Below are 22,519 nucleotides of genomic sequence, written 5' to 3'. Positions count from 1 at the left end.
AGGGGGAGCAACCAGTGCTCCTAGAGATGGCTGCTAGGACGCCTTGACGGGATCATCGTCGCGTTTGACGCGAATCGGGGCGATGTCCCAGGCGAGGCCGAGCTTCTCGAAGAGCTTGATTGTCCAGTAGCTCAAGTCGTACTCCCACCAGCGATGGCCGTGGGCGGCGGAACGCTGGTCGGCGTGGTGGTTGTTGTGCCAACCCTCGCCGTTGGTCAGGAGTGCGACCCACCAGTTGTTGCGGCTCTCCTCCCCTGTCTCGTAGTTGCGATAGCCCCAGCGGTGAGCCGCCGAGTTGACCGCCCAGGTGATGTGCCAAACGTAGACCGTCCGCACGACCACTCCCCAGAGGAAGATAATCCCGCCCCAATGCAACGTGCCCGCCATCGTCCCGGTGAGCAGGTAGCCCGTCAGGAAGCCGGCCAGCAGAAACGCCAACGCGTGCCCCCAGTAAATCCAAAGCCACAAATTGCCGCGATGCAGCTTCAAGTAGAAGCGATCGCGAAAGACGTCGCGGGCGTACTGCTCGAAGGTGCTCAGATGGTTGAGGTCTTCATTCTCGACCACGAGCCATCCCATGTGTCCCCAGAAAAAGGTGACCCACGGGCTGTGCGGATCGGGCTGCTCGTCGGAGTGCTTGTGATGCATCCGGTGGATCGCGACCCAGCGACCGGGCGAGTCCTGAAGCGAGCAAACCCCGATCAGGGCCAGGCAGTGCTCGAACCAGCGGGGGCATTGGAAGCTGCGATGCGTCAACAACCGATGGTAAGCGATGTTGATCCCGATCGAGCCGAAGATGTAGTTTCCGACCAGCACCAGCGGGATGCCGACCCAACTGAAGAAGTAGGGCAGAAACGCGAAAGGCACGAGCGCGTGCATCAGCACGAAGAAGGTGACGTAGGGCCAGAAGATCTTCTTCTTAGCCGCGGACTCCGGCAACGGCAGGGCTCCGGGAACGAGGCGTGCCGGAGGACTCGGCGAGCAGGTCTCGGGGGTGCCGGCGGAGCTGGTCTCGGTCGTCGACATGGTGAAGTCTCTCGTTGGATGGAGGGAAGTCGTTTATCGCCCGGGCGTTGGGTTCACACCAACTTCAGCCTCAAATCGGGGGCCGTTGGGCGGGACGCGTTGGGGTGGTGTCCCCCCTCGTTCCCTCCTGAAAGCCCCATCGCGTAAGAGTCATGCTACGACGCGACAAGGGACTCGCCAAGAACGTCGAAGGGGCCGGCTCTCAAGTCCGTTGAGAACCGACCCCTGCCAACGGTCCGTCGTCGGCGTGATTTCACCTCGGCCCGCCGAGCGGCTCTCCAGCCGATCGGTGCGGGCCATCGCGCGACGAGAGAAGCTCATCGCTTGGCACTAGGATTCCCCTCTCCCCGTGGGAGAGGTGATCAGGCACCCATGTCAGGGCGTGGCCTGACCTACGGGAAGAATGGCCTGAGCGACGGGGCGGTTAGGAACAGCCGCTAGTGGCGCCGCAGGTCATGCACTTCAGGCACGTGCCGTTGCGAACGAGCGTGAACGCCCCGCAGTCGGAGCAAGCATCCCCCTCGTATCCCTTCAGACGCGCTTCCTTGATCTTGACCGAGAGCCCCATCTCGTTACCGGCGGCGCCCAACTCGAAGAGAGCCGTGCGGCTGCCCTCTTCGTCGAGATCCAACGCGAGACGCCCCTGGTCGGCCGTCGTACTCTCCGCGTGGGCGGTGGAGGATCCGTTGCCGTTGGTACCGTTGTGCCCGTTGCTGTAGTCGAGACGGACATGATCCGAACGAGGATGGCGTCTGGTCGACGGTCCTCGCTCGCTAGGGCGCGGCGGACGAGGCGCTCCCGGCTCGACAATCTTCGTGCCAACCTCCTCTTCTTCCTCGAAGTCGGCGTCGTTCGCCTCCTTGTGGAGCGTGTCGCCGCGCAGATCCTCCGGCGTCGCTTGGGCCAGCTCATTGCGACCGAGGTAGGTGATCGCCAACTCGCGGAAGATGTAGTCGATGACCGACGTCGCCATCTTGATGTGCGGGTTGCCGCTGACCGGGCCGTTCGGCTCGAACCGGGTGAAGATGAAGGCATCGGCGAACTCTTCGAGCGGCACACCGTGCTGCAGGCCGAGGGAGATCGCGATCGCGAAGCTGTTCATCAAACTTCGGAAGGCCGCTCCCTCACGGTGCATGTCGAGGAAGATCTCGCCGAGCGAGCCATCCTCGTACTCGCCGGTACGGACATAGATCTTGTGACCGCCGATCCGAGCCTTCTGGGTGTAGCCCGAACGACGATCGGGAAGCCGACGACGGCGAGCCAAGTAGCGATGGACGATCCGTTCGGCGACGCGAACCGGTTCGCTTTGGCTCTCCTCGGCGATCGTGGCGAGTTCGGCTCCGTCCCCGCTGGTCGAGTTGAGCGGCTGGCTCAGCTTCGATCCGTCGCGGTAGAGGGCGTTCGCCTTGGTCATGCCCCGCCACGATTCAAAGTACGCATCCTTCACGTCGTCGACCGAGGCGTCATGCGGCATGTTGATCGTCTTGGAAATCGCCCCCGAGATGAAGGGCTGCGCGGCCGCCATCATCGAGATGTGCGACTTCGCCGAAAGGTAACGCGTCCCGGTCTTGCCGCAACGGTTGGCACAGTCGAAGACCGGATAGTCTTCCGGCTTGAGGTGGGGCGCTCCTTCGATCGTCATCGTGCCGCAGACAAAGTCGTTGGCCTCGCCGACTTGCTCGGCGGTGAAACCCAGTCGTTTGAGAAGATCGAAGGACGGGTCGCTCAGTTCCTTGTCGGTCAGGCCGAGGGACTGCCGGCAGAACTCCTCGCCCAGCGTGTACTGGTTGAAGACGAACCGCAAGTCGAAGGCGCTGGCCAAGGCTCCGTTGAGCTTCTCCATCGCCTCGTCGGTGAACCCGAGCCGCCCAAGCGAATCGGGGTTGATGTGCGGGCATCCATCAAGGGAGCTGGTGCCGCGACAGTAGTTGATGATGTCCTCGACCTGACGCTCGGTGTAGCCGAGACGACGCAGGGCCGGCGGAATCGACTGGTTGATGATCTTGAAGTAACCGCCACCGGCGAGCTTCTTGAACTTCACCAGCGCGAAGTCGGGCTCGATGCCGGTCGTGTCGCAGTCCATCACCAAACCGATGGTGCCGGTCGGCGCCAAGACGGTCACTTGGGCGTTGCGATAGCCGTGCTCCTCGCCCAGCGAGAGGGCGCGATCGGACTCCTCCCGCGCCGCGTAAAGCAGGTACTCGGGACAGTGACGCGGGTCGATCCCGGTCGGCTTGATGGTGAGCTCTTCGTAGTCCCGCGGCGTCGCGTTGTAGGCCGCCCGGCGATGATTGCGGATCACGCGCAACATCGGTTCGAGGTTGGCTTCGTACCGCGTGAAGGGACCGAGTTCGGCGGCGATCTCCGCGCTGGTCGCATACGCGCCCATGTGCATCAGCGAGGTGATCGCTCCACACCAGGCACGGGCTTGCGGCGAATCGTAGGGAATGCCGGCGACCATCAGGAGCGTGCCGAGGTTGGCGTAGCCCAAGCCGAGCGTCCGGTACTCGTACGACTTACGGGCGATCTCCTGACTGGGGAACTGCGCCATGAGGACGGAGACCTCGAGCACCGTCGTCCAAAGACGAACGCCGTGCTTGAACGACGCGATGTCGAAGCGAGCGCTCTGGGGATCATAGAAGCGCATCAAGTTCAGCGACGCAAGGTTGCAGGCGGTGTCGTCGAGGAACATGTACTCGCTGCACGGGTTCGACGCCCGGATCGGCTCGTCGTTCGGGCAGGTGTGCCACTCGTTGATCGTCGTGTGAAATTGAACGCCCGGATCGGCACACGACCAGGCGGCGTTGGAAATCTCGTCCCATAGCTCGCGGGCCTTGAGCACCTTCGACGGTTTGGGGGCGCGACGCTCGGCCTCGGCGTCCTCTTTCTCCGTCCGCCAGTAAAGGGGCCAATCCTGGTCGTCCTCGACCGCCTTCATGAACTCGTTGGGAATGCGGACCGAGTTGTTGGAATTCTGGCCCGAGACGGTGAAGTAGGCCTTGGAATTCCAGTCGGTGTCATACTCCTCGAACTCGATCTCCTTGGCGCCTTGGCGACCGAGCTGGAGCGTCCGCTCGATGTAATTATTGGGAACGCCGGCCCGCAGCGCCTCGCCGATGGCCCGACGCAGGTTGGTGTTCTTTTTCGGCTGGAAGCGTTCGGCCTCGCGAGCCCACTCCCACGCCGCCTTGAGCACGGCGTTGAGATGGCGATTGCACATCCGCGATCCGGCAACGAGGGCCGCGACCTTCTGTTCCTCGACCATCTTCCAATTGACGTATTCCTCGATGTCGGGGTGATCGAGGTCGACGGTGACCATCTTCGCGGCGCGCCGTGTGGTGCCGCCCGACTTGATCGCCCCGGCGGCGCGGTCGCCGATCTTTAAGAAGCTCATCAGGCCGGAGCTCTTACCGCCACCCGAGAGGGGTTCACCCTCACCGCGGATGTCGGAGAAGTTCGAACCGGTTCCGGAGCCGTACTTGAAGATGCGGGCCTCGCGGACCCACAGGTCCATGATGCCGCCGTCGTTGACGAGGTCGTCCTTGACCGACTGGATGAAACAGGCGTGAGGTTGCGGGCGTTCGTAGGCGTTGGACGAGCGGGTCAGTTGTTCGGTCTCGGGGTCGACGTAGTAGTGGCCCTGCGAGTGGCCGTCGATGCCGTAGGCCCAGTGAAGCCCGGTGTTGAACCACTGCGGGCTGTTGGGGGCGGCCATCTGCATCGCGAGCATGTAGCAGAGTTCGTCGTGGAAGACACGCGCGTCCTGCTCGCTATCGAAGTACTTGTGCTTCCATCCCCAGTAGGTCCAGCAACCGGCCAGACGCGTGAAGACCTCGCGACAGTCCTTCTCGCCGCCGAAGGTCGCGTCGGCTTTCGGCTCGCGCCGCCGCAGCCACTCGGGGACCCCCGGCTCCTCGATCGCCTCGGTCTTGGAAGGGACCCCGGCGCGTCGGAAGTACTTTTGGGCGAGGATATCGGTCGCGACTTGCGACCAACCGGCCGGAACGACAATGCCCTCGGCCTCAAAAACCACCGATCCATCCGGATTGGCGATGCGACTGGTCCGAGTGCTGAACTCGATGGTCGCGAAGGGATCCTGACCAGCTTGGGTAAAACGCCGTGTCAGTTTCATGCTCGATCGTCCTCACTTTCCTTCCATGGCCACCTGCATGCCGGAACACCCGCCGGCACGATGATCACCTGCTGCGCATTTTGGCACGCTCGAGGCGCACCCTCGACTACCTTGGACCGACCGAGCCGTTCGGCTCGACCGCCCCGCACCTCACTGAATGTTGGTTCTTAAAGAATCGTACGCACCGTCGGTCCGGCGAGTCTTGTCACTCGCCCGTTGGAACGAGTCCTGTCACTCGTCCACTAGGACGAGTTCGGTCACTCGCCCCCCCCCTAGTGAACCTTGGGCAACGTTAGCCCCGCTTGGTCTTGGTACTTGCCGCTCTTGTCGGCATAGCTGACTTGGCACACCTTCTCGGCCCGGATGAAGATGATCTGGGCGATGCCCTCGTTGGAGTAGATCTTGGCCGGCAAGGGGGTCGTGTTGGAGATCTCGATCGTGACCTTGCCCTTCCACTCCGGCTCCAGCGGCGTCACGTTGACGATGATGCCGCAGCGAGCGTACGTCGACTTGCCGACGCAGATCGCCAAGACGTCGCGCGGGATCTCGAAGTACTCGACGGTCTCCGCGAGAGCGAAGCTGTTCGGCGGAATGATGCAGTGGTCGGCTTCGATGTCGACGAACGACTTCTCGGAGAAGCTCTTGGGATCGACGATCGCGGAGTGGACGTTGGTGAAGACCTTGTAGTGCCGACCGACTCGCACGTCGTAGCCGTAGGAGCTGACGCCGTAGGAGATCGCTCCGGGACGAACGCCCTCGGGGGCGAATGGGTCGATGTGGACTTCGGTCTCGATCTCGCGATCCGACAACACGGTCATGCCGCTCTTTCTCCTCCGTGCACGCCAGGGGCCTCCAGCGGGCTAACGTGAACACTTATTCACTAACATCGCCCGAAAGTGTTCGCTTGTCCACCAAATATCCGTGCAAGCGCACAGAAACCGGACGCAAACCCCTCACAAGGCGTGCAATGCTCACCCGCAGTTCTAGCCTTCAATTGTTAAGGACACATGTTGTTGTGCCTGAACGGCAATTTAGACCCAACATCTAGGGGAGTCAAACAACAAACCTCAAAGGTTCTGCCGGCGTTCCCCAACTTGAACCAGCTAGGTGGTTTGTGTCCAGCGGCCAATTTACCAGCCGTGCCGACTTGTCCACACTCCGCCGACCACAAGAAACCTAACCTATTACAGCCAAATAGGATGCACCGAATGACCTGCCGATAGCTGTGAGAAAACTGTTGTTACCAATGTCACCAAATGCCCCAAGCGGAAGGTTCACAGGGGGATGCGTCGAATGAGCGCGGATCGGGCCCAACGTTGATGAAATTCGTGCCAAACCGGAGCTATTTTTTGCCTTTTGCGCGCTGAATCGAAAAGAAATCCGTCAGGATCTGGCCGCAGCGGTCCCCCATCACCCCGCCAACGGTCGCGGCGCGGTGGTTGAGCCGAGGATCCTCGGTGATCGCGTAGAGCGACCCGCACGCCCCGGCCTTGGGATCGCTGGCCCCGAAGACGACCACCGGCACCCGGGCTTGGACGATCGCCCCCGCGCACATGGGACAAGGTTCGAGCGTCACGAAGAGCGCGCACCCCTCGAGCCGCCACGATTGCAGAGCCGCTGCCGCCTGCGTGATCGCGACCATCTCGGCATGGGCGGTTGGATCCTGGAGCGTCTCCCGCTGGTTGTGCGCCGCCGCGATGACCTCCTCGCCATGCACGATGATCGCCCCGACGGGGACCTCCCCCTCGTCGAAGGCCGCTTGGGCCTCGCCCAGGGCGAGTCGCATGTAGTGGTCGAAGGAGGCGGGAGAGATGAGAGAACCGTTGATCGACACGATGTGCGTTCCAAAGAGGGTGAGAGAATCGCCGTCATCTATCGTTTAAGAACGGTTCTGGAGAAGTCACTTCACAATGGGCCCCAACGAGGCTTCCGCGAGAGGACCTTTTTGATCGGCTCATCGAGGCGACCAGGATACATCACGGCAGTGGAGTACATGTCCCTGCGAAAACGGGTTTGGCGCACTTCCTCCACCTCCATGGGGTCACCGAGGCAATGGAGAGCGAAGAGTTCTCCTCCCATCTCCGGTGTCACAAGTTCAAAGTCCGTGTTGGGAAACGAGTCACTCTTGACGAAACGCGACACCCGGTCGTCATTGAGAAAGAGTAGCAAATCGGACTCCACTTCGAAGAGGTGACCCTCCTGGTAGCCGTCCGGATCTTGTAGCTTGACAACTCGCGTCGGCTTGCACCGGAGCGTTCTCGCCATGCCGGCGCTCACCTCGGCGACTCGACCTTTGATCGCGAAGTAGCGAAAGCTGTACATGAATATCAACAGCAGCCAACTGGACACGATGACGTACACGGGCATCCAGAGAATCGCCGCCGAGACCAGGAAACCGAACCATCGCGTCAACATGATGGCCGATCCGATCACGATCGCTGTCGCGGCGACCACTTTGGGCAACGAAAGGGTCACATTGAACCTCAACCACCACGGCGATCTCTTCAAGAGCAAGGCACTCACGATAATCGCGACCACCGCGACAAGTCGGCCAACCGAGTGCTCGAGGGCCCAATAGACGGCCGTCGCAGCGAGAATCCACGCCAGCAGTCCTCCAAACATCATCACGTCGGACGTTTGCGTCCCCCCCCAAGCCGGGGGCGACACGAAATAGGGGCTCGGACCGCTCACTTGTTTCGCGATCGCCTTTTTCTCATCGGGAGTGAATGGTCGTTCGTTGTCTTGCAACATTTGGAATCACTTCGTGTGAGGAGAAATAGCAAGGAAGTCCATCGCCGCGTGCCTGGCGTCGGAGTTGCCAAGGTCGAGCGAGGACCAAGAGGAAAGGCCGCGATGCTGGCGGCCTCGCATGGAAGACATTCGGCCCATCCCCAACCCCTTCCCAAGTCGAGGACGCCAGGTACTCGGCCTCCACTGGCTCCGGGATGGGGCAGAATCTCGCCCAGTCGCCGCCCAACCGTGCATTTTCTACTCCGTCGCGAAGAGCGCGTCAACGAACGCCTCGGCGTTGAACGCCTCCAGATCCTCCGCCTTCTCCCCCACGCCAACAAACTTCACCGGCAACCCGAGTCGATCGCGAATCGCGAGCGCCGCGCCCCCCTTGGCGGTGCCGTCCAACTTCGCCAAGATCAGGCCCGTGCACTCGATCGCCTTGGTGAAATTCTCGGCCTGGGCGATGGCGTTCTGACCGTTGGTCGAGTCGATCACCATCAAGACCTCGTGAGGCGCTCCGGGGATCACCTTGCCAATGACGCGATGAATCTTCTCGAGTTCGCGCATCAAGTTGGCCTGGGTGTGCAGCCGACCGGCGGTGTCGATGATCGCCACGTCGACCTTGCGGGCCATCGCCGCGGTGCAGGCATCGTGAGCGACCGACGAGGGATCGCTCCCCTGACTGCCCTTGACGATGTCGGCGCCGGTCCGCTCCGCCCACGTCGAAAGCTGCTCGATCGCCGCGGCGCGGAAGGTGTCGCCCGCCCCGAGCAGGACCTTGCGCCCCTCGTCGGACAGGCGTTTGGTCAGTTTCGCGATCGAGGTCGTCTTGCCCGAGCCGTTGACCCCCGCGACCATGATCACGGTCGGGCCTTCCTCCTGGAAGTGGAGTTGGGTATCGTCCTCTTGAAGGAGCCCGCGGACCTCGCTCTTGACAAAGTCGAGCAGGTCGCCGGTCGCCTCACGGTTGCCGTACGACTCCTTGACTCGGTCGATGATCCGCTCGGTGGCGGCGACCCCAACGTCCGCTTTGAGGAGAATCGCCTCAAGCTGGTCGAGAAAGTCGGCGTCGACCTTCTGTCCCAAGAGAGCCCGGAACCCACCACCTAGCGACTGCGCGGTCCGGCGAAGCCCCGCCTTGATCCGCTGAAAGAAATTACCGATCGGCATCGTCTTGTTCGTGACTCCTAGCGAGAGAAGGAATGGACCGTCACCTTTTCGATGGTCACGGTTCCCTCGGGCAACAGACGTTCGACCTCGGGGAAGAACGCCTCGATCTTGTCTTCCTGGTCGGTGATCTCGACCACCATCGGCAAGTTCTCCGCGATCCGCAGGATCTTAGCGGTCTGGATCTTGTGGTGATGACCGAACCCCATGACTCCTTGCATCACCGTGGCACCGGCGAGCCCATGATCGAGAGCCCGCTCGACGATCAGTTCATAGACCGGCCGGCCCTCGTGCCTCAGGTCTTCCCCAACGAAGACGCGAAGGAGCCGAGCCTCGTACGTGGTCTTCATGAGAGCACTCTCCCTTGTTTAGTGCCGCGTCCGTCCAACGACTCCGGGCGCCACTGGCTGGCCAGCCAGTGAGATGGGGTGGAGGTATCGTTGCCCGAGTTCCACCGATTGCCGGAACACGCCCGCGTTCTCCTCCGCACATGCCGCGAACGCCGAATGCCTCGTTTCCCCTCGCAGGGGCTGGCCAGCAGCCAGTGGTACTCGGTACCTACCGGCAATACTCGACTTGCCCACGCAAGCGTCAGTCCCTGTATGCCCACGCAAGCGTGAAGCATGGCACCCAATCCTTCGGCAGGAGAGGGATTGCTCATAGTAGTCTACCGATCAGGATGCCGAGGACGATCGCGCCGAGCCCGAGAGCCTCGGAACCGAAGAAATAGGTCGCCGCGAGGCCCCATTGGGAGTCGCGCAGGTAGTTCGACAGTTCGAAGGTATAGGTCGAGAAGGTGGTGAAGGCTCCCATGAATCCGGTGAGGATGATGACGCGGGTTTCGTTGGAGATGAGCATGCGCGACTCGCCCAACTGCCAGACGATGCCGAAGAGCAAGCAGCCGAGGACATTGGCGGTCATGGTGCCGAAGGGGAAGCTCGTTCCGAGCCAATCCCTCATCAGCCCGCCGACCCAGAACCGGCACAGAGCCCCCGCCCCGCCGAGGATGCCGATGAGAAGGAGTTTGAGCAGCACGGCTAGCGTCCTTTCGTTGGTCGATGGGACAGGATCCTTGGGACGGTATAGCGATGGGCACGGTCAGGGGCAGGCGTGGGAGGGGAAGAAGGATGAAAGGAACCACAGAGGTCGCGGAGAGCGCAGAGGAGAGAAGAGAAGACATCGGCGCGAGCCGATGGCATCCCCCCCCGCGAGGAAACAGGGTCGACAAGCTACCCTGTCGGGTTTGTCTTGGGGGTTGGGGAGTATGACTGGCATAAACAGTTACTCCATTCGAGAACAGACGCACGACGCGAGTCCTTGCCACACGGTCGTCCCAACCTCACCCCCCCTCCCTTGACGACCGATCCGTAGCCAGCAGAATCGATGAATGAACGTCGCCCTTCGTTCGGGAGGGAACTCCGAGATCGATCTCTTGGTTGGAGTCAGCGGTGCGAATTGGAGTCTTCGCGGATACGCACGATCATCTCGACAACACGCGGCGGGCGGTTCGGCTCTTCAACGAGGAGCGCTGTGAATTGGTGCTCTTCGCGGGGGACTTCGTCTCGACCTTCGTGACCCCGCCGCTACGGCGTCTGAAGTGTCCGCTCCTGGCCTGCTTTGGCGACAACGACGGCAACAAGCGGGGCTTACAAAACGGAACCACGACGGTCGGAAGCGTCGGAGAGGCTCCGTTCGGTTTGAAGACGCCCGACGGGACGAAGATTCTCGTGACACACATGCTGCGGAGTCTGGTCGGATACGCGACCAACGCGGATGTCGTTGTCTACGCGCACACGCACAAGCCGCGGATTCACCACGACGAGCAGGGGCGACTGCTCGTCAATCCGGGCGAAACCAGTGGCTGGACGTTTCGAAAACCGAGTGTGGCGATCATGGAGACCGATCCGCTGGAAGCGCGGATCGTATGGCTGCCGGAGTTGGGGCCCGTCCCCGTGATCGACGAGGACGGGCAAGCGTAGCGGAGAGTCGCTCGAACGACTACGAGCCGCCTTTGCGACGCATTTGACGGAGCCGCTCCAGCGGATCGATGGGCCCACTTCCCTCTTCGCTGCCGCGACCACGCCCACGCATGTTCCGGCCTCGAAGTCGGCTCCCTTCCTCCATCATCATCTGCTCTTCGAGCATCATGAGCTCTTCCTCGGTCATCTCGAGTTCGGGCTCCATCTCACCCCGGATATCCTCGAGCATCGACTCATAGTTCTGGGCGATCAGTTCCCGCGTCTCGTCGAGGTCATCCTGTTCACTGTCGCGACGGATGATGTCCCCGTGAGCGTTGACCGCGATCACTTCGCGAGGCATCACGAAGCTGATCGGCTGCGAGGCGAGCTTTTCGCGGCGACGGCCGCCGTCGAGATCGAGCACGATCGTCTGGGTGTTGAACTCGTCGACGAGGGTCTTCTCCTCGACGTTCTGAACCCGCTCTTCGGGATCCCAAACGATCACCTCGTTCGACTTGTTCTGACCGTTGCTGAGCCCGATGATGTCACCCGGCTTGTGGAAGATGTCCTTGGTGATCCACTCGCCCATCGCGGGATACCAATAGTGGACCTCGATGTTCGCCCGCTCGTTGCTGCTGGTGGCGTGCTTGGCCGAGGCGAACCAGTTGACGTCGGGTTCGACATAGACTTCCTCACTCGGCTCGCTCCACGGACCGACGAGAAACTCCTTGGTCGCGAAGGTCGGGTCGGCGACATCCGCGCGCTTGAGGTTCGGGTTGAGGGCCTTGACGCGGATGCGGTACTTGTAGCGACCGCCAGGCTGGACGGTGAAGTCCCAGAAGCGGATCATCGCTTTCTCGACCTCCGAACGATTGTCGAAGATCTCCATCTCCGCCATCCCCTCGGGAGGCATTCCCTCCATGCCGCGCTGACCGCGGGATCCGAAACCGGGGTTTCCGAACCCAGGCCCCGCGGGCCGACCGCCCCGCCCCAACGGCTGGCGCATCGGTCTGGATCCCACCATGTCCTCTTCGGGCATCATGCCGGGACGTCCCATCATTCCCTGGGGAACCTTGGCCTTGCCACGACTGAATCGGCCGCCCGCGACATCCTCACGTTTCTTGAGCTCCGCCGACAGCGGATCGAGTTCCTCCGGCGTGTACTCGGCCATCTCCGGATTCTCGAAGGCTTCGGACGTCAGGTGCGGCATGAAGCTACTGGTCACCCAAGGCAGGTTCATCGCCAGCCCCTTCATGACGACCTGGGGAAAGGTCTCGGGCAGGTAGGCGACCGCGTTCTTGCTCACTTCGAGTTGGGCCTCGACGTCGATCGGCTTGAACGGGCCCCACTTGTAATCGGGGCCAAGCTCGCTGCGTTCGACCTCGGCCAGGGCGTAGCGCAACCCGACCTCTTGGGCCCCTTCCCGCAGCGCCTTGACGTATTCCTTGATCTGCTCCTGGTGCGGGTACTCCGCCAGGATCTCGACCCAACGCTTGCCCCTCAGGCCGTCGACGTAGACTTCGACGAAGTCCTCCTTCTCCTCTTCCTTGGCTGACCGTCGGCGGCGTGTGCGAGGATCGGTCTTCTTCGTCTCTTTCTTTTTCTCGAGCATGTCCTGGGTGACGATCGTCCGGCGCTGGCCACCACCGATCAGGGTCTGCGGCGCCCGCTGCGGGGCGGACGGCATCATGCCCATCTCCTCGGGCAACATCCCGGGATACTCCGAGCCGTACCCCATCATGTCGGAATACTGGCCCATCATGCCGCTGTCGTACATCGACATCTGCTGCATGCTTTCGAGGAAGCCGCCTCCCATCGCCATTTCAGGAGAGGCCTCCATCCCCGCCATGCCACCGACCATGCGGCCGGCGCGGGCGAGAGCGGCCATCTGCTCCTCGTCCTCTTTCACGAACCCTTGAGCGTCCTCGGCCTTGACCCTCTTGGTGAGCCGTTTGCCGTTCTCATCGGTATCAAAGAGATGAATCGACCCGCGATTGGCCCGGACCTGGACGGCTTCAGGCGGATAGAGGGCCGGCTCGCCGCGGAAGTTCTGACCGAAGTCGAACGGCCGCATCCAACGGGTGGCGTACTGGTACTGCGAGCCATCGATCGGCTTGGTCGTCGTGGCCACCAACTCGTTGAAGTCGGGAGCGACCATGTCCTCGTCGACGGTCACCGGCGAGTTCTCGACGTTCTTCTCCGCCCGATCGGTCGCGTTGGCGAAGTCCTGGGGAATGCGTTCGTAAGGCTCCTTGGTGACGGCGCCGTAGAAGCACCAAATCGCCAAGAGGGCCACGACCCCAAGAGCGAGCTTTTCGCCGTACTTGATAAAGAATTCCTTCATCGCGAGTCCCTCGTCCACTGTTGGAACTGTTGGGCGACCACGCCGTCGCCGTGATGATGCTGCTCGCCGGCCGCTTCCATCGAGACGCGGCACCTGTCTATCTTACGCCGACTTCCCGGCTCCTACCACGATCGGCCAAACGGGCCAACCTGGATCATTGGTCCTGCTGCTCAAGGCTCTTTTGCGGATTCGCCTTGGCGTCGTACGCTTCCTTCATCTTCGGCGGCATCTCGTAGAACCGCATCACCCCCCAAACCTGGAGGCGGACGCTATTGAACGCCGCGTCGTCGCGAACGCCCGATTCGCCGACCTGACGGATCTCGAGAAGCGCCTGCGGGGTCTCGACCGGCTCGGCACGAACCCCGACGCTCACTTGATTGATGTGAAAGTGGAAGTCGGCATTGGCCAATGCCGCGAGAATCTCGGGAATCTTCCGCTGATCGACCAGCATCGAGACCGACACCGGCACGGTGCGGAACTGCTCGTTCATCTCAAGGTAGCGTTCCGGGTCGATGTTCTGGTTGCCGCGATTCGAGGGCCGAGCCCCCCAACCACGAACTTTGCCACCCGTCGACCGACCGCCGTAGTTGACCATGCCCCCTTCGTCGCCCGGCATCCCGCTGTTCGGATTCTCCGGCAGCTCCAACTTGCTTTGCAGTTGAATGTCGCCCTTGGTGACCGCCGACTTCGAGTCGATGCCGTCGTAGCCGATCCCGACGTACTCCAACTCACGAACCGCGGCGTCCTTCCAGCCGGTGGCGTTCTTGTTGACTTCGCGGATCACCTTGACGATCGCCAATTGGATCCAGAGTTCCTCTTGGGCCAGCCAAGCTTCCATCGACTTGGGGTTGCGCGACCAGAAGGCACGGCTGATCACTTCGCCGGGCGAGTCGACCTTGCCGATGACCTCGCCTTCTTCGTTGAACCGTAGCGGCTCAAGCATGTCCCAGATGTCGGCGACATGGTCGATGAAGTTGTCCTTGTAGATGATCAAGTAGCGGCCGAGATCCTCGGAGAGGTCGGCGCCGAAGGGCCGCTCCTGGAACCGCTGCTGGATGCGGGCGGGCCAGATCATCAACTTCTGCTGCTCGTTGTAGAGCTTGGTCCACATCTCCTCGACGTCGCCGGTGATCTCCTCATTCTTGGTCCCGGCCGCCGCGATCGTCTTTGGATTGGGGTGAACGCCGCTCTTAAAGCCGCTGACGTCCTTGTAGACCCCCTCGAGTTTCTTCTTTTGCGCCTCGGCCGCCCGCAGCAACCGGGCCGATCCCGAGGGATACGTGATGATCGCCAAGAGGGCGACCATCCCGATACTGAACCAGAACCGGTGCGTCCAAACGAACTGGGCCCCAATCTTTACCTTGTCCATGTCCAATCCTCATTGAAAGCGTGCGATCTCGAGCGAGCCATCCACCGCGGTCACGAGGGAGTGATCAGAACTCCTCTTCCGCCGGTTGCTCGCCTTCGCCCTCTTCCTTGTTCTGGGGAACCCACACAAATTGAATCGCGAAGTCGTACCGCTTCAGCGACGCCAGGTCGCTGAGGTTCGTCCGGTTCAGCGAATCCATGTAGTACGCTTCCATGTCGCCGGGCATCGGCATCGCGTACTGATCCTGCTCGTACATGGACGGATCTTCCATCCCGGGCATCGCGACGTCGCCGGGCATGCCGCTCTGATCTTGGGCCCGCTCGGCGAGGGTGATGTCGATCATCTTCTCCCACTCGATCAGCGGCGAGCCCTTACCGGGCGACCACTTGGCGTCGGTCTCGACATTGACCAGCGCCGCGTGCGTGATGCCCGCTTCCCGCATCTGGTCGGTCTGGAACCGCTTGAGGATGTCGTCGACCAGGTAGATTTCCCCTTCCTTGAAGAAGGTGTAGCCAAGCACCTGGAAGATCCAGCCCTCTCCCTCGGGAGCCTTCTCCTTCTCTTCCGGCACCATCGTGTTGCGGAAGTCTTCCTCCATCGTCTGATGCCACTCGCCCAGATTCTGGACGTAGGCGGCGTCGATGAACTCGATGTTGATTTCGCGGATATCGGAGACTTCATCGGGATCGCTCTCGACCCCACCGCGGCGTGGAACCGCTTCGTTGATGACCTTGAGGACCTCGATCCAATCGTCGCGCGTCTTGACCTGATCGGCGCCCGCGAGCAGTTCGCCATTCTCCTTGGTGCCGTTGAAGGTCCCGATCGCTCCGTTGTACTCGCCCTTCCAGCCGCGGAACTTCTGCGAGGCCGCTTGGGCCTTCTTAGTCGGATCGTCCCATTCCTTGGCATGAACCGCGTTGTAGACGCGATAGTTACCCGCGAAGACCGCGATGAAGCCGATCAGGAGAATCGCCGCCGCCATCAGGGCCCACGGCTTCTTCTCGCGGATCATGCGGGCTTGCTGGATCTCGCGCGGCAGTAGGTTCGTCTGAATCGGCGTCTGCTCGAGTCCCTGGAGGGCCAAGCCGTACGCGACGCAGAAACTCGGCGCGTTCTCAGTGAAGGCGCTGGCGCCGACGACCTCTTCGCCGGCGATCCCCGCGAACGTGCTGACTTTGTCGACGTCGTACTGCAAATTCTGCTGAAGGAATCGCTGCAAGCCCGGCAGCTTAAAGCCGTTGCCGACCCCGATCAACTTGGTGAGCGGGCGATCGCGATGGGTGCTCGAGAAGTAGCCAATCGATCGCTGGAGTTCGCTGGCGAAGTCCTGGAAGACCGGACGCATCGCTTGATAGAGTCGCTTGGGGTCGGGCGCCTTGGTCGCGTTCTGCTTGAGGTGCTCGGCCTTGGCGAAGGTGAGCTTCATCTCGGTGCTGAGCGCCCGGGTGAAGTGATTGCCGCCGATCGGCACGCTCCGCAACCAGATCGCGTCGCCGTCGGTGATGACGACGTCGGTCTTGTCGGCCCCGATGTCGATGATGACGACGTTGCCGCCCTCCTCGATCGGTTCCTCGTCGGCGGGCTCCTCGGGAGTGTCCTCCGCGGCCGACTGCTCGGCTTCCTCGGAGGCCTCCTCCTCGCCCTTCCCCTTCTTCTTTTTCTTCTTGTTCTTCTCTTCTTCCTTGGCGGCCGCGGCCTCGGCTTTCGCCGCCGCGATCTTCTCCTTCATCCAGAAGTAGTCGTAAGCCGCGAAGTTGTAGAGAGCGACCGGCGAGAACTGCACCACCTCGACTTCCAGCCCGAAGTTCTGGAACGGTTCCAGATGGCGATGCGCCATGTCGAGCTTCATCGCGAAGATGCCGACCTCGGTCTCCAGCGCGAAGCCTTCCTCCTCGACGCCGCCGCCGATCTTCTGGAAGTCCCAAACAACTTCCTCGAGCGGGAACGGGATCTGTTGACGAGCCTCGAACGCGACGATGTCGGGGATCTTCTTCGACTCGACCGGAGGCAGCGTGACGAAACGGGCCAAGCCCGATTGCCCCGGCACGCTGATCACCAGGAGGTCGTTTTCCACATCGTTGCGCGAGAGGAACTTCTCCAGCGCCGCCCGAATCAGCTCGTCCGGCTCGGCATCAGGCTGACTGAGGATCTTCGGGTGCTCGATGTAGTCGAACGCTTCCGCGACGACTTGGTCGTCTTTCTTCCGGTGAGATAGCTTGATCGCCTTCAGGGCGCACTGACCGAGATCGATGCCCCAAACGGACTGATTCCTCGCCATATGGCTCGCTCCAAGGTTCGGATACCAACTCTGTTCGATTGTGCCCCGAACAGATCGGGTAATCAATGACTTGCCGTCGCTCTCTCGTCGAGAGAGTCGACCGGGGATGCCCATGCCTCCGCCTGGTCAAACAGAAACGGAAACACCGGCGAGTCCGAACACACCGATTTGACCTCGCCAAAGCCTCGCCCATTGAGCGGACTTGCTTCGGGGAGGGACCATGAGCATGGCGACCTCTCCGAAGTCCGGACAAATCGCTGACTCCACTTTACCCGGCTCGCCTTCCATCTCCGCGCTGCCTCCTTGTGATTTGCGGCGGCGGCCCGTCGCGACGGGGTGCGATTGCAACGGCGGTAGGAGTCGCTACTGATCTCTCGGGCTCGAACTGACCGACCGCTAGAGCCTCGTCAGTCCCAAAACAGCCCCAAGAGACTGGGTGCGACCGGCTACTTGTCAGCCAACGATCAAGGACTGGGGCTCCGTCGACCCGCTCCTCGAGCGGCGCCGAAACCGCGCCTCCCTCATCCTCGTCCCACGCAATCTTTGACGCGTCGGCGACTCGGCAAGTTCCCGCCTCTCTCGAAGAAACGCGGATCGCGCCCCGTCGTCGTCAAGACGGGCGTTGTCACGATGCGTCCGCCCTTCTCAACCAACATCGCCCCTCGCGATCGCAATCATTCGACAACAATCGGCACAAGAGCGACCGCTCACCCCCGCGACCGGTCCTTCTCGGGATTATTCGGATCTCGGCGATTCATCACCGCGATATGGTCATTATTCCCGAACCTGGCCCCAATGACCAGCCCACCTGGCCTCCCACCGCCCGCTCGCGGGCGATTGATCCTGGAGAACATCGGCAAGAAAGAACCGAGGCCCTCGGGGGTTTCCCCAAGGGCCTCGGCCGTGCCAAGACACACGAGGGACCGGGCCCATCGCGTGTTCGAAGACATGCTCACGAACTCAGGCGAGCGGAAAGTTGGACCAACCTCCCAACGCCCGAGCCGGTTCCCCGCCCGACCGCTCCAAGAGCGATCGTGGCGATTTAGCGTCCGTAGTAGGTCACCACGGGCTGGCTGACGTAGGTCCGGCGGACCGGAGCGCTGCTGTAGTACGAGGACGAGCGGTACGAGATCGGGCGGTAGCTGCCGCGCGAGGTCGAGGTGTAGCTCGGGACGCGACGGGTTGCCGAGGTGCTCCCCTCGGCCTTCTTCGCGGGCTTGGGCGCCGGGGCCTTCTTCAGCTCGGGAGCCGGCTCGCTCTCGGTCTCCTCCATCATGACCGGAGCGGGATCGACGACCTCGTAGCTGGTGCCGCACGAGGAAGCACAGCCGTAGCTCGTGACCGCGCAGCTCGAGTAGCACGTCGAGCAAGAGGAATAGCCGCCGCAGGACGAGTAGCAGGTGTCACAGCAGCGATTCTTCTTCTTGAAGAGCTTCTTCAGGAAGCACTCCTTCTTCTTGACCGAGCAGCTCGAGCAAGCATAGCAGCCGTGGCTGTAGCCGCTGTAGCAGCCTGACGAGCAACCGTAGCAGCCGTAGTTGCTGCACGAGTAGGCGGTGTAGCCACCGCAGCTATAGCCACCGTAGCAGCCGTAGCAGTTTTTCTTGTGACCGAAACTAACCGTGGTCAACGCGACCATCAAGACCGTGCCGTACATTGGTTCTCCTCAACCAGTTGGGCGCAACTCATCCCCGAGGGTGCCGAACGTCTTCCCCAGCTCCTGTCCGTCACCGGCTCCAGGAAGGGAACAGAGCGACCACTCGCACTTGTTCTTCCACACCCCTCAACCGCCAGGCCCAAGCGGCGATCCGTCGACCGAACAACTAGGAGGGTTTACCTAGATCACGCGTTTTTCATAACGGTGATGACCACTCCATTCGGTCCAAACTCGCCAGCTTGACCAATGTCGGAGTTTAGCAGTGGCCCTGCGACCGTCAATCGCAAACTAGGACGAATAGGCAAAAAGAGAAAAGCTTACCGGCCGAGTTCCGGTCGTAGCGGTTGTCCTGCCTCCAAGTGTATGCTGAAGGGGAAATTGCATCGCCGCGCCTTGCCGGATGACAGGACGTCGTGATGCCCCGACGGGGCCCTGGCGCCGGACCCGTTCGCCCTGCCCGAGGTCTTCATGCTGACGAGTCTTCTCACCAATCCCTGGCCCGCCGTCGTCCTTCTCGGAGTCGGAGCCGTCCTCTTCGCGGTCCTCGCGATCAATCGGCAACAACGCCGCTACCTCGCCGGTTCGGCCCTCTGCGTTGTCCTGACCGGCGTCGTCCTCTGGGCGGCCAGCGCCTGGGTCACTCCCGCCGAGCAGGTCGACGCCCTGCTCGATCGACTCGCGATCGCCGGCGAACAAGGCGACGCCCGGACGATCGTCGACGCGTTGGCGGCGACCACTGGCGACGAGCAACGTCAGCGGGAACTCGCCCGGGTCATCGAGAACACCTTCGAGCGAGCCGACTTCTCGAGCGTTCGCTTGCGTGGCCAACAGATCAGCGTCGAGGGAGACCGCGCGACGGCGCGCTTTCTGGCCATTGTCGACGGCGACTATCAAGGCCGTGCCTTCAACGGCGTTCGTGTCCGACTGGCCGTCGAACTCGTCAAACTTGGCGAGGCTTGGAAGATCGTCGACGTCAAGCGATATGAATTGGTCGACGCGAAGAAGGAGATGCCGATCGGCGTTCCACGGCAGTAGGACGTCGAATCGAAGATAGGGACAGCCAAACAAAAAAGGCCAGCTCCCGCGTCGGCGAGTGCTGGCCGTTGAATGATCATCGATGCTCTGTCCAGAGCGTCGGGAAGCTAACACCCGTCTAACATCAAGTAAGCGATGATAGAGAAGACCATTCCGGCATTCATTCCCGCGATGGATTGGTGAGAATGATCTTCGTTGGTGGTTCCTTCCGACACGACAGTCGGTTGATCTTCGAGCGGGAGACTGATGTTCTCCCACTTCGAGCTTACGTCGAGCGGGAGACTGATGTTCTCCCACGTCGACCTCTGATGTCACGTGGCCGACATCAACACATCCGCGTCTCGCGATTGCGATGCCGGCCGGAGCGGTCGTCGACTAGCGACGCTGGCAGTTGGGGCAATATCCCCGCGAATTGCTCGGTTCGTAGTAGTAAGACTGCGTCGGCGAGCTCTCGATGACTTCCTCGCCATTGACCAAGCGGATGATCTCGTTACTCGGAACACCCTTGGCGTCACTGGTCTTCTCGAGCACTTGGCCGAGTTGATCGTCGGACAGATCTTCCTCGTGGCGGAAGTACTGCCACTCCTGGTCGCGCTCGATGACGACGTAGGCGTGATCGTTGTCGATCTCGAAGAGGTTGTAGAGTTCCTGACCCTCGGTCTTCGAGTGTCCCTTCTGCTTGAACACATGAAGCAACACAAACTTATCCATGAGGGGCTTGTGCTTCATCAAACGCGCCGAGGTCAGAATCGGACCTTCCTTGCCGGCGAAGCACACCAAGATCGGCCGATCCAGCTTCTTGGCCTCCTTGAGTGCCTTGCGGTAGTCAGAATGCCACTTGCCAGCGTTCGAGACAGCGGGCATGAGCATAGCAAGCGCCACGGCGAATAGAGAAAATCTCACGGAAGCAAACTCCTTTTGCTGAAACAACGCCTGACCCACCGCGGGTCGCTCTCGACATCATCATGTCCAGGTTGGGATTCGGTTGTCCGTGAACTCGGACACAAAGAATTCAAGTCGAGGCTTCTTACCCACGAGGGTAAGAACGGCCTGTTCCTTTGAGCGGGTGAATGCCAAAATCGTTTGGTCGGAAATGTTAAGGCGGAACTGACGGGACGCAAGGCAAATCTCGAGTTCGGCATATGCCGATCGGCATAATCCCCGCCCAACCAATCGCTTACGTCCGATAAAAATGTGGCGGATTTGGGTTGATCCGTTCTGTCGAGCGTATCTCACGTTGCGACCTTCAAGGCATCTTCACATTTGCCGATCACGCAACACAACTCCACAAAACAACTTACATCAACGTGACCGAGCCTCGGTTTTTCGATCGGGTCCCCCCGCGACCCGCCTTCGAAACCGGGACGCCCCAAGGGCGACGTGACGTAAGTGCCCAAAATACAAGGAGTGACAGCGATCCATCCCCGGAGCCTGCCTCCAGGGAGACTCGATCCGTTCCCTCCAGATCCGTCGACGCCCGGATCCTCGCTCGGGGACGAAATTCGTACACTAGAACGTTTCGCCTTGGCGGACGCGGGCATTGGAAAACCTTTCCGGCTCTTCGAACTCTCCGCGGCGTTCACGCGTACCTTGGAAATCCGCGCTCGAAATCGTGTCACCGGACGCCTCGTTTCGCGTTCTCTACGAATGTGGCCCGTCGGACCTGCGGGAATGTGGATGATCCAGGCAAGTTGACAGTATCTTGCAGGAGCGATGTCATGATTGATGAACTCAAGGAGCAAGCAAGCCACCTCAAGGCGAAGACCGACCAGCTCCGGAGGTCCCTTTGACGTCGCGGGAAAACGTGCCCGACGAGCGGAACTAGAGTCGGCGATGGAAGCGCCCGAGTTCTGGGACAACCAGGAGAAGGCGCAGGAGACGATCTCCGCTCTCAAACCGATCAAATTGGCCCTGAAGCCGTTCGACGAGCTCGAAGGGCACGTCGCGGACCTCGAGGCACTCCTTGAGTTGGCCGACGAAGAGGGGGGCGAGGAAGTCCTCCCCGACGCCGAGGCGCTGCTGGGCAAGCTCTCCTCCAGTGTCGCCAAGACCGAGTTCCAAGCCATGATGGGTCAGGAGACCGACCCGTGTGGCGCGTTCGTCGGCATCCACGCCGGGGCCGGCGGCACCGAAGCCTGCGATTGGGCCGGCATGCTCTATCGCATGTACACGCGCTGGGCCGAAAACCACGGCCACGAGATTGAGGTCGTCGATCTGGGCGAAGGCGATTCCGCCGGCATCCGGACCGTCACCTTCGTCGTGCGCGGCGACTACGCCTACGGCCACCTCCGTTGCGAAGCGGGCGTTCACCGTCTCGTGCGCATCAGCCCCTTCGATTCCAACGCCCGACGCCACACCTCCTTCGCCGCCGTCGAAGTCACTCCCGAGCTCGACGACGACATCGAAGTCGACCTCAAGGAATCGGACGTCGAGATGGAGACCTTCATGAGTGGGGGGCCCGGCGGCCAGCACCAGAACAAGACCGCCAGCGGCGTGCGCCTGCGTCACCTCCCCTCCGGAGTCGTCGTCGAGTGCCGCAACGAGCGTAGCCAGCATAAGAATCGCAAGACCGCGATGAAGATGCTCAAATCGCGCCTCTACCGCATCGAGCAGGAAAAACGCGAAGCCGAGATGGCCAAGCTCTACGACGAGAAGGGGCAGATCAGCTTCGGCAGCCAGATCCGCTCCTACGTCCTGCACCCCTACCAACTCGTCAAGGATCTGCGGACCGAGGTCGAAACGGGCAACACCGGTGCCGTGCTCGATGGCGAGATCGACCAGTTCATCGAGAGCTACCTCCGTTCCCAGATCGGAAAATAG

The 22,519-nt window shown here is 61.6% G+C and carries 16 protein-coding genes; 3 read left to right on the top strand and 13 right to left on the bottom strand.

What is annotated here, in order from left to right:
- Positions 1-33: 33 nt before the first annotated feature.
- From Pan216_RS07015 to crcB, 8 genes are all read right to left on the bottom strand, one after another.
- Complete coding sequence (locus Pan216_RS07015; RefSeq protein ID WP_419193353.1) at positions 34-1,026, bottom strand: acyl-CoA desaturase; 993 nt, start codon at positions 1,024-1,026, stop codon at positions 34-36.
- A 424-nt stretch (positions 1,027-1,450) separates the two neighbouring features.
- Complete coding sequence (locus tag Pan216_RS07010; RefSeq protein ID WP_145256732.1) at positions 1,451-5,158, bottom strand: vitamin B12-dependent ribonucleotide reductase; 3,708 nt, start codon at positions 5,156-5,158, stop codon at positions 1,451-1,453.
- 272 nt (positions 5,159-5,430) lie between these two features.
- Positions 5,431-5,976 carry a dCTP deaminase gene (gene dcd, locus Pan216_RS07005; RefSeq protein ID WP_145256730.1) on the bottom strand — a complete coding sequence of 182 codons (546 nt, stop codon included), beginning with the start codon at positions 5,974-5,976 and terminating at the stop codon, positions 5,431-5,433.
- A 524-nt stretch (positions 5,977-6,500) separates the two neighbouring features.
- Positions 6,501-6,944 (bottom strand): tRNA adenosine(34) deaminase TadA, encoded by a 444-nt coding sequence (gene tadA / locus Pan216_RS07000; RefSeq protein ID WP_145263722.1) that lies wholly within the window; start codon positions 6,942-6,944, stop codon positions 6,501-6,503.
- Between the two features lie 119 nt (positions 6,945-7,063).
- The gene (locus Pan216_RS06995) at positions 7,064-7,909 is read right to left on the bottom strand and encodes a hypothetical protein (RefSeq protein WP_145256727.1); all 846 of its coding nucleotides are present in this window, start codon (positions 7,907-7,909) and stop codon (positions 7,064-7,066) included.
- A gap of 237 nt (positions 7,910-8,146) precedes the next feature.
- A complete protein-coding gene (gene ftsY, locus Pan216_RS06990; RefSeq protein WP_145256724.1) occupies positions 8,147-9,061 on the bottom strand; it encodes a signal recognition particle-docking protein FtsY in 915 nt (304 codons plus the stop codon).
- 17 nt (positions 9,062-9,078) lie between these two features.
- Complete coding sequence (locus tag Pan216_RS06985; protein WP_145256721.1) at positions 9,079-9,408, bottom strand: DUF190 domain-containing protein; 330 nt, start codon at positions 9,406-9,408, stop codon at positions 9,079-9,081.
- Positions 9,409-9,715: 307 nt separating this feature from the next.
- Positions 9,716-10,093, bottom strand: coding sequence for a fluoride efflux transporter CrcB (gene crcB, locus Pan216_RS06980; protein WP_145256718.1), 378 nt, complete (start codon positions 10,091-10,093; stop codon positions 9,716-9,718).
- 413 nt (positions 10,094-10,506) lie between these two features.
- Here crcB and Pan216_RS06975 point away from each other — a divergent pair, with 413 nt between their 5' ends.
- Positions 10,507-11,037, top strand: coding sequence for a metallophosphoesterase (locus Pan216_RS06975; protein ID WP_419193352.1), 531 nt, complete (start codon positions 10,507-10,509; stop codon positions 11,035-11,037).
- 19 nt (positions 11,038-11,056) lie between these two features.
- Here Pan216_RS06975 and Pan216_RS06970 read toward each other — a convergent pair whose 3' ends face one another.
- The 4 genes from Pan216_RS06970 to Pan216_RS06955 all read right to left on the bottom strand — a co-directional run bounded on the left by Pan216_RS06970 (position 11,057) and on the right by Pan216_RS06955 (position 18,664).
- A complete protein-coding gene (locus Pan216_RS06970; protein ID WP_145256713.1) occupies positions 11,057-13,360 on the bottom strand; it encodes a hypothetical protein in 2,304 nt (767 codons plus the stop codon).
- Between the two features lie 154 nt (positions 13,361-13,514).
- Positions 13,515-14,729, bottom strand: coding sequence for a hypothetical protein (locus Pan216_RS06965; protein WP_145256710.1), 1,215 nt, complete (start codon positions 14,727-14,729; stop codon positions 13,515-13,517).
- Positions 14,730-14,793: 64 nt separating this feature from the next.
- On the bottom strand, positions 14,794-17,007 hold the full coding sequence (pilM, locus tag Pan216_RS06960; protein WP_419193351.1) for a pilus assembly protein PilM: 2,214 nt from the start codon (positions 17,005-17,007) through the stop codon (positions 14,794-14,796).
- A gap of 1,042 nt (positions 17,008-18,049) precedes the next feature.
- Entirely contained in the window at positions 18,050-18,664 is a 615-nt protein-coding gene (locus Pan216_RS06955) for a hypothetical protein (protein ID WP_145256704.1), read from the bottom strand.
- A 468-nt stretch (positions 18,665-19,132) separates the two neighbouring features.
- Here Pan216_RS06955 and Pan216_RS06950 point away from each other — a divergent pair, with 468 nt between their 5' ends.
- Positions 19,133-19,699 carry a hypothetical protein gene (locus Pan216_RS06950; RefSeq protein ID WP_145256701.1) on the top strand — a complete coding sequence of 189 codons (567 nt, stop codon included), beginning with the start codon at positions 19,133-19,135 and terminating at the stop codon, positions 19,697-19,699.
- Between the two features lie 375 nt (positions 19,700-20,074).
- Here the strand turns inward: Pan216_RS06950 and Pan216_RS06945 are convergent, their stop codons facing one another.
- Entirely contained in the window at positions 20,075-20,602 is a 528-nt protein-coding gene (locus Pan216_RS06945) for a hypothetical protein (RefSeq protein WP_145256698.1), read from the bottom strand.
- An 815-nt stretch (positions 20,603-21,417) separates the two neighbouring features.
- Between Pan216_RS06945 and prfB the strand changes: the two genes are divergently transcribed.
- A protein-coding gene (prfB, locus tag Pan216_RS06940) for a peptide chain release factor 2 (protein WP_419193350.1) occupies positions 21,418-22,519 on the top strand; the annotation gives its coding sequence in 2 pieces (ribosomal slippage) (positions 21,418-21,474 and positions 21,476-22,519; 1,101 coding nt in all).

Origin of the sequence: Kolteria novifilia (assembly GCA_007748055.1) — a bacterium.
Taxonomy (GTDB): Bacteria; Planctomycetota; Planctomycetia; order Kolteriales; family Kolteriaceae; genus Kolteria; species Kolteria novifilia.
The sequence above is the reverse complement of the archived record's forward strand: the minus strand, read 5'-3'. Positions and strand labels throughout refer to the sequence as shown.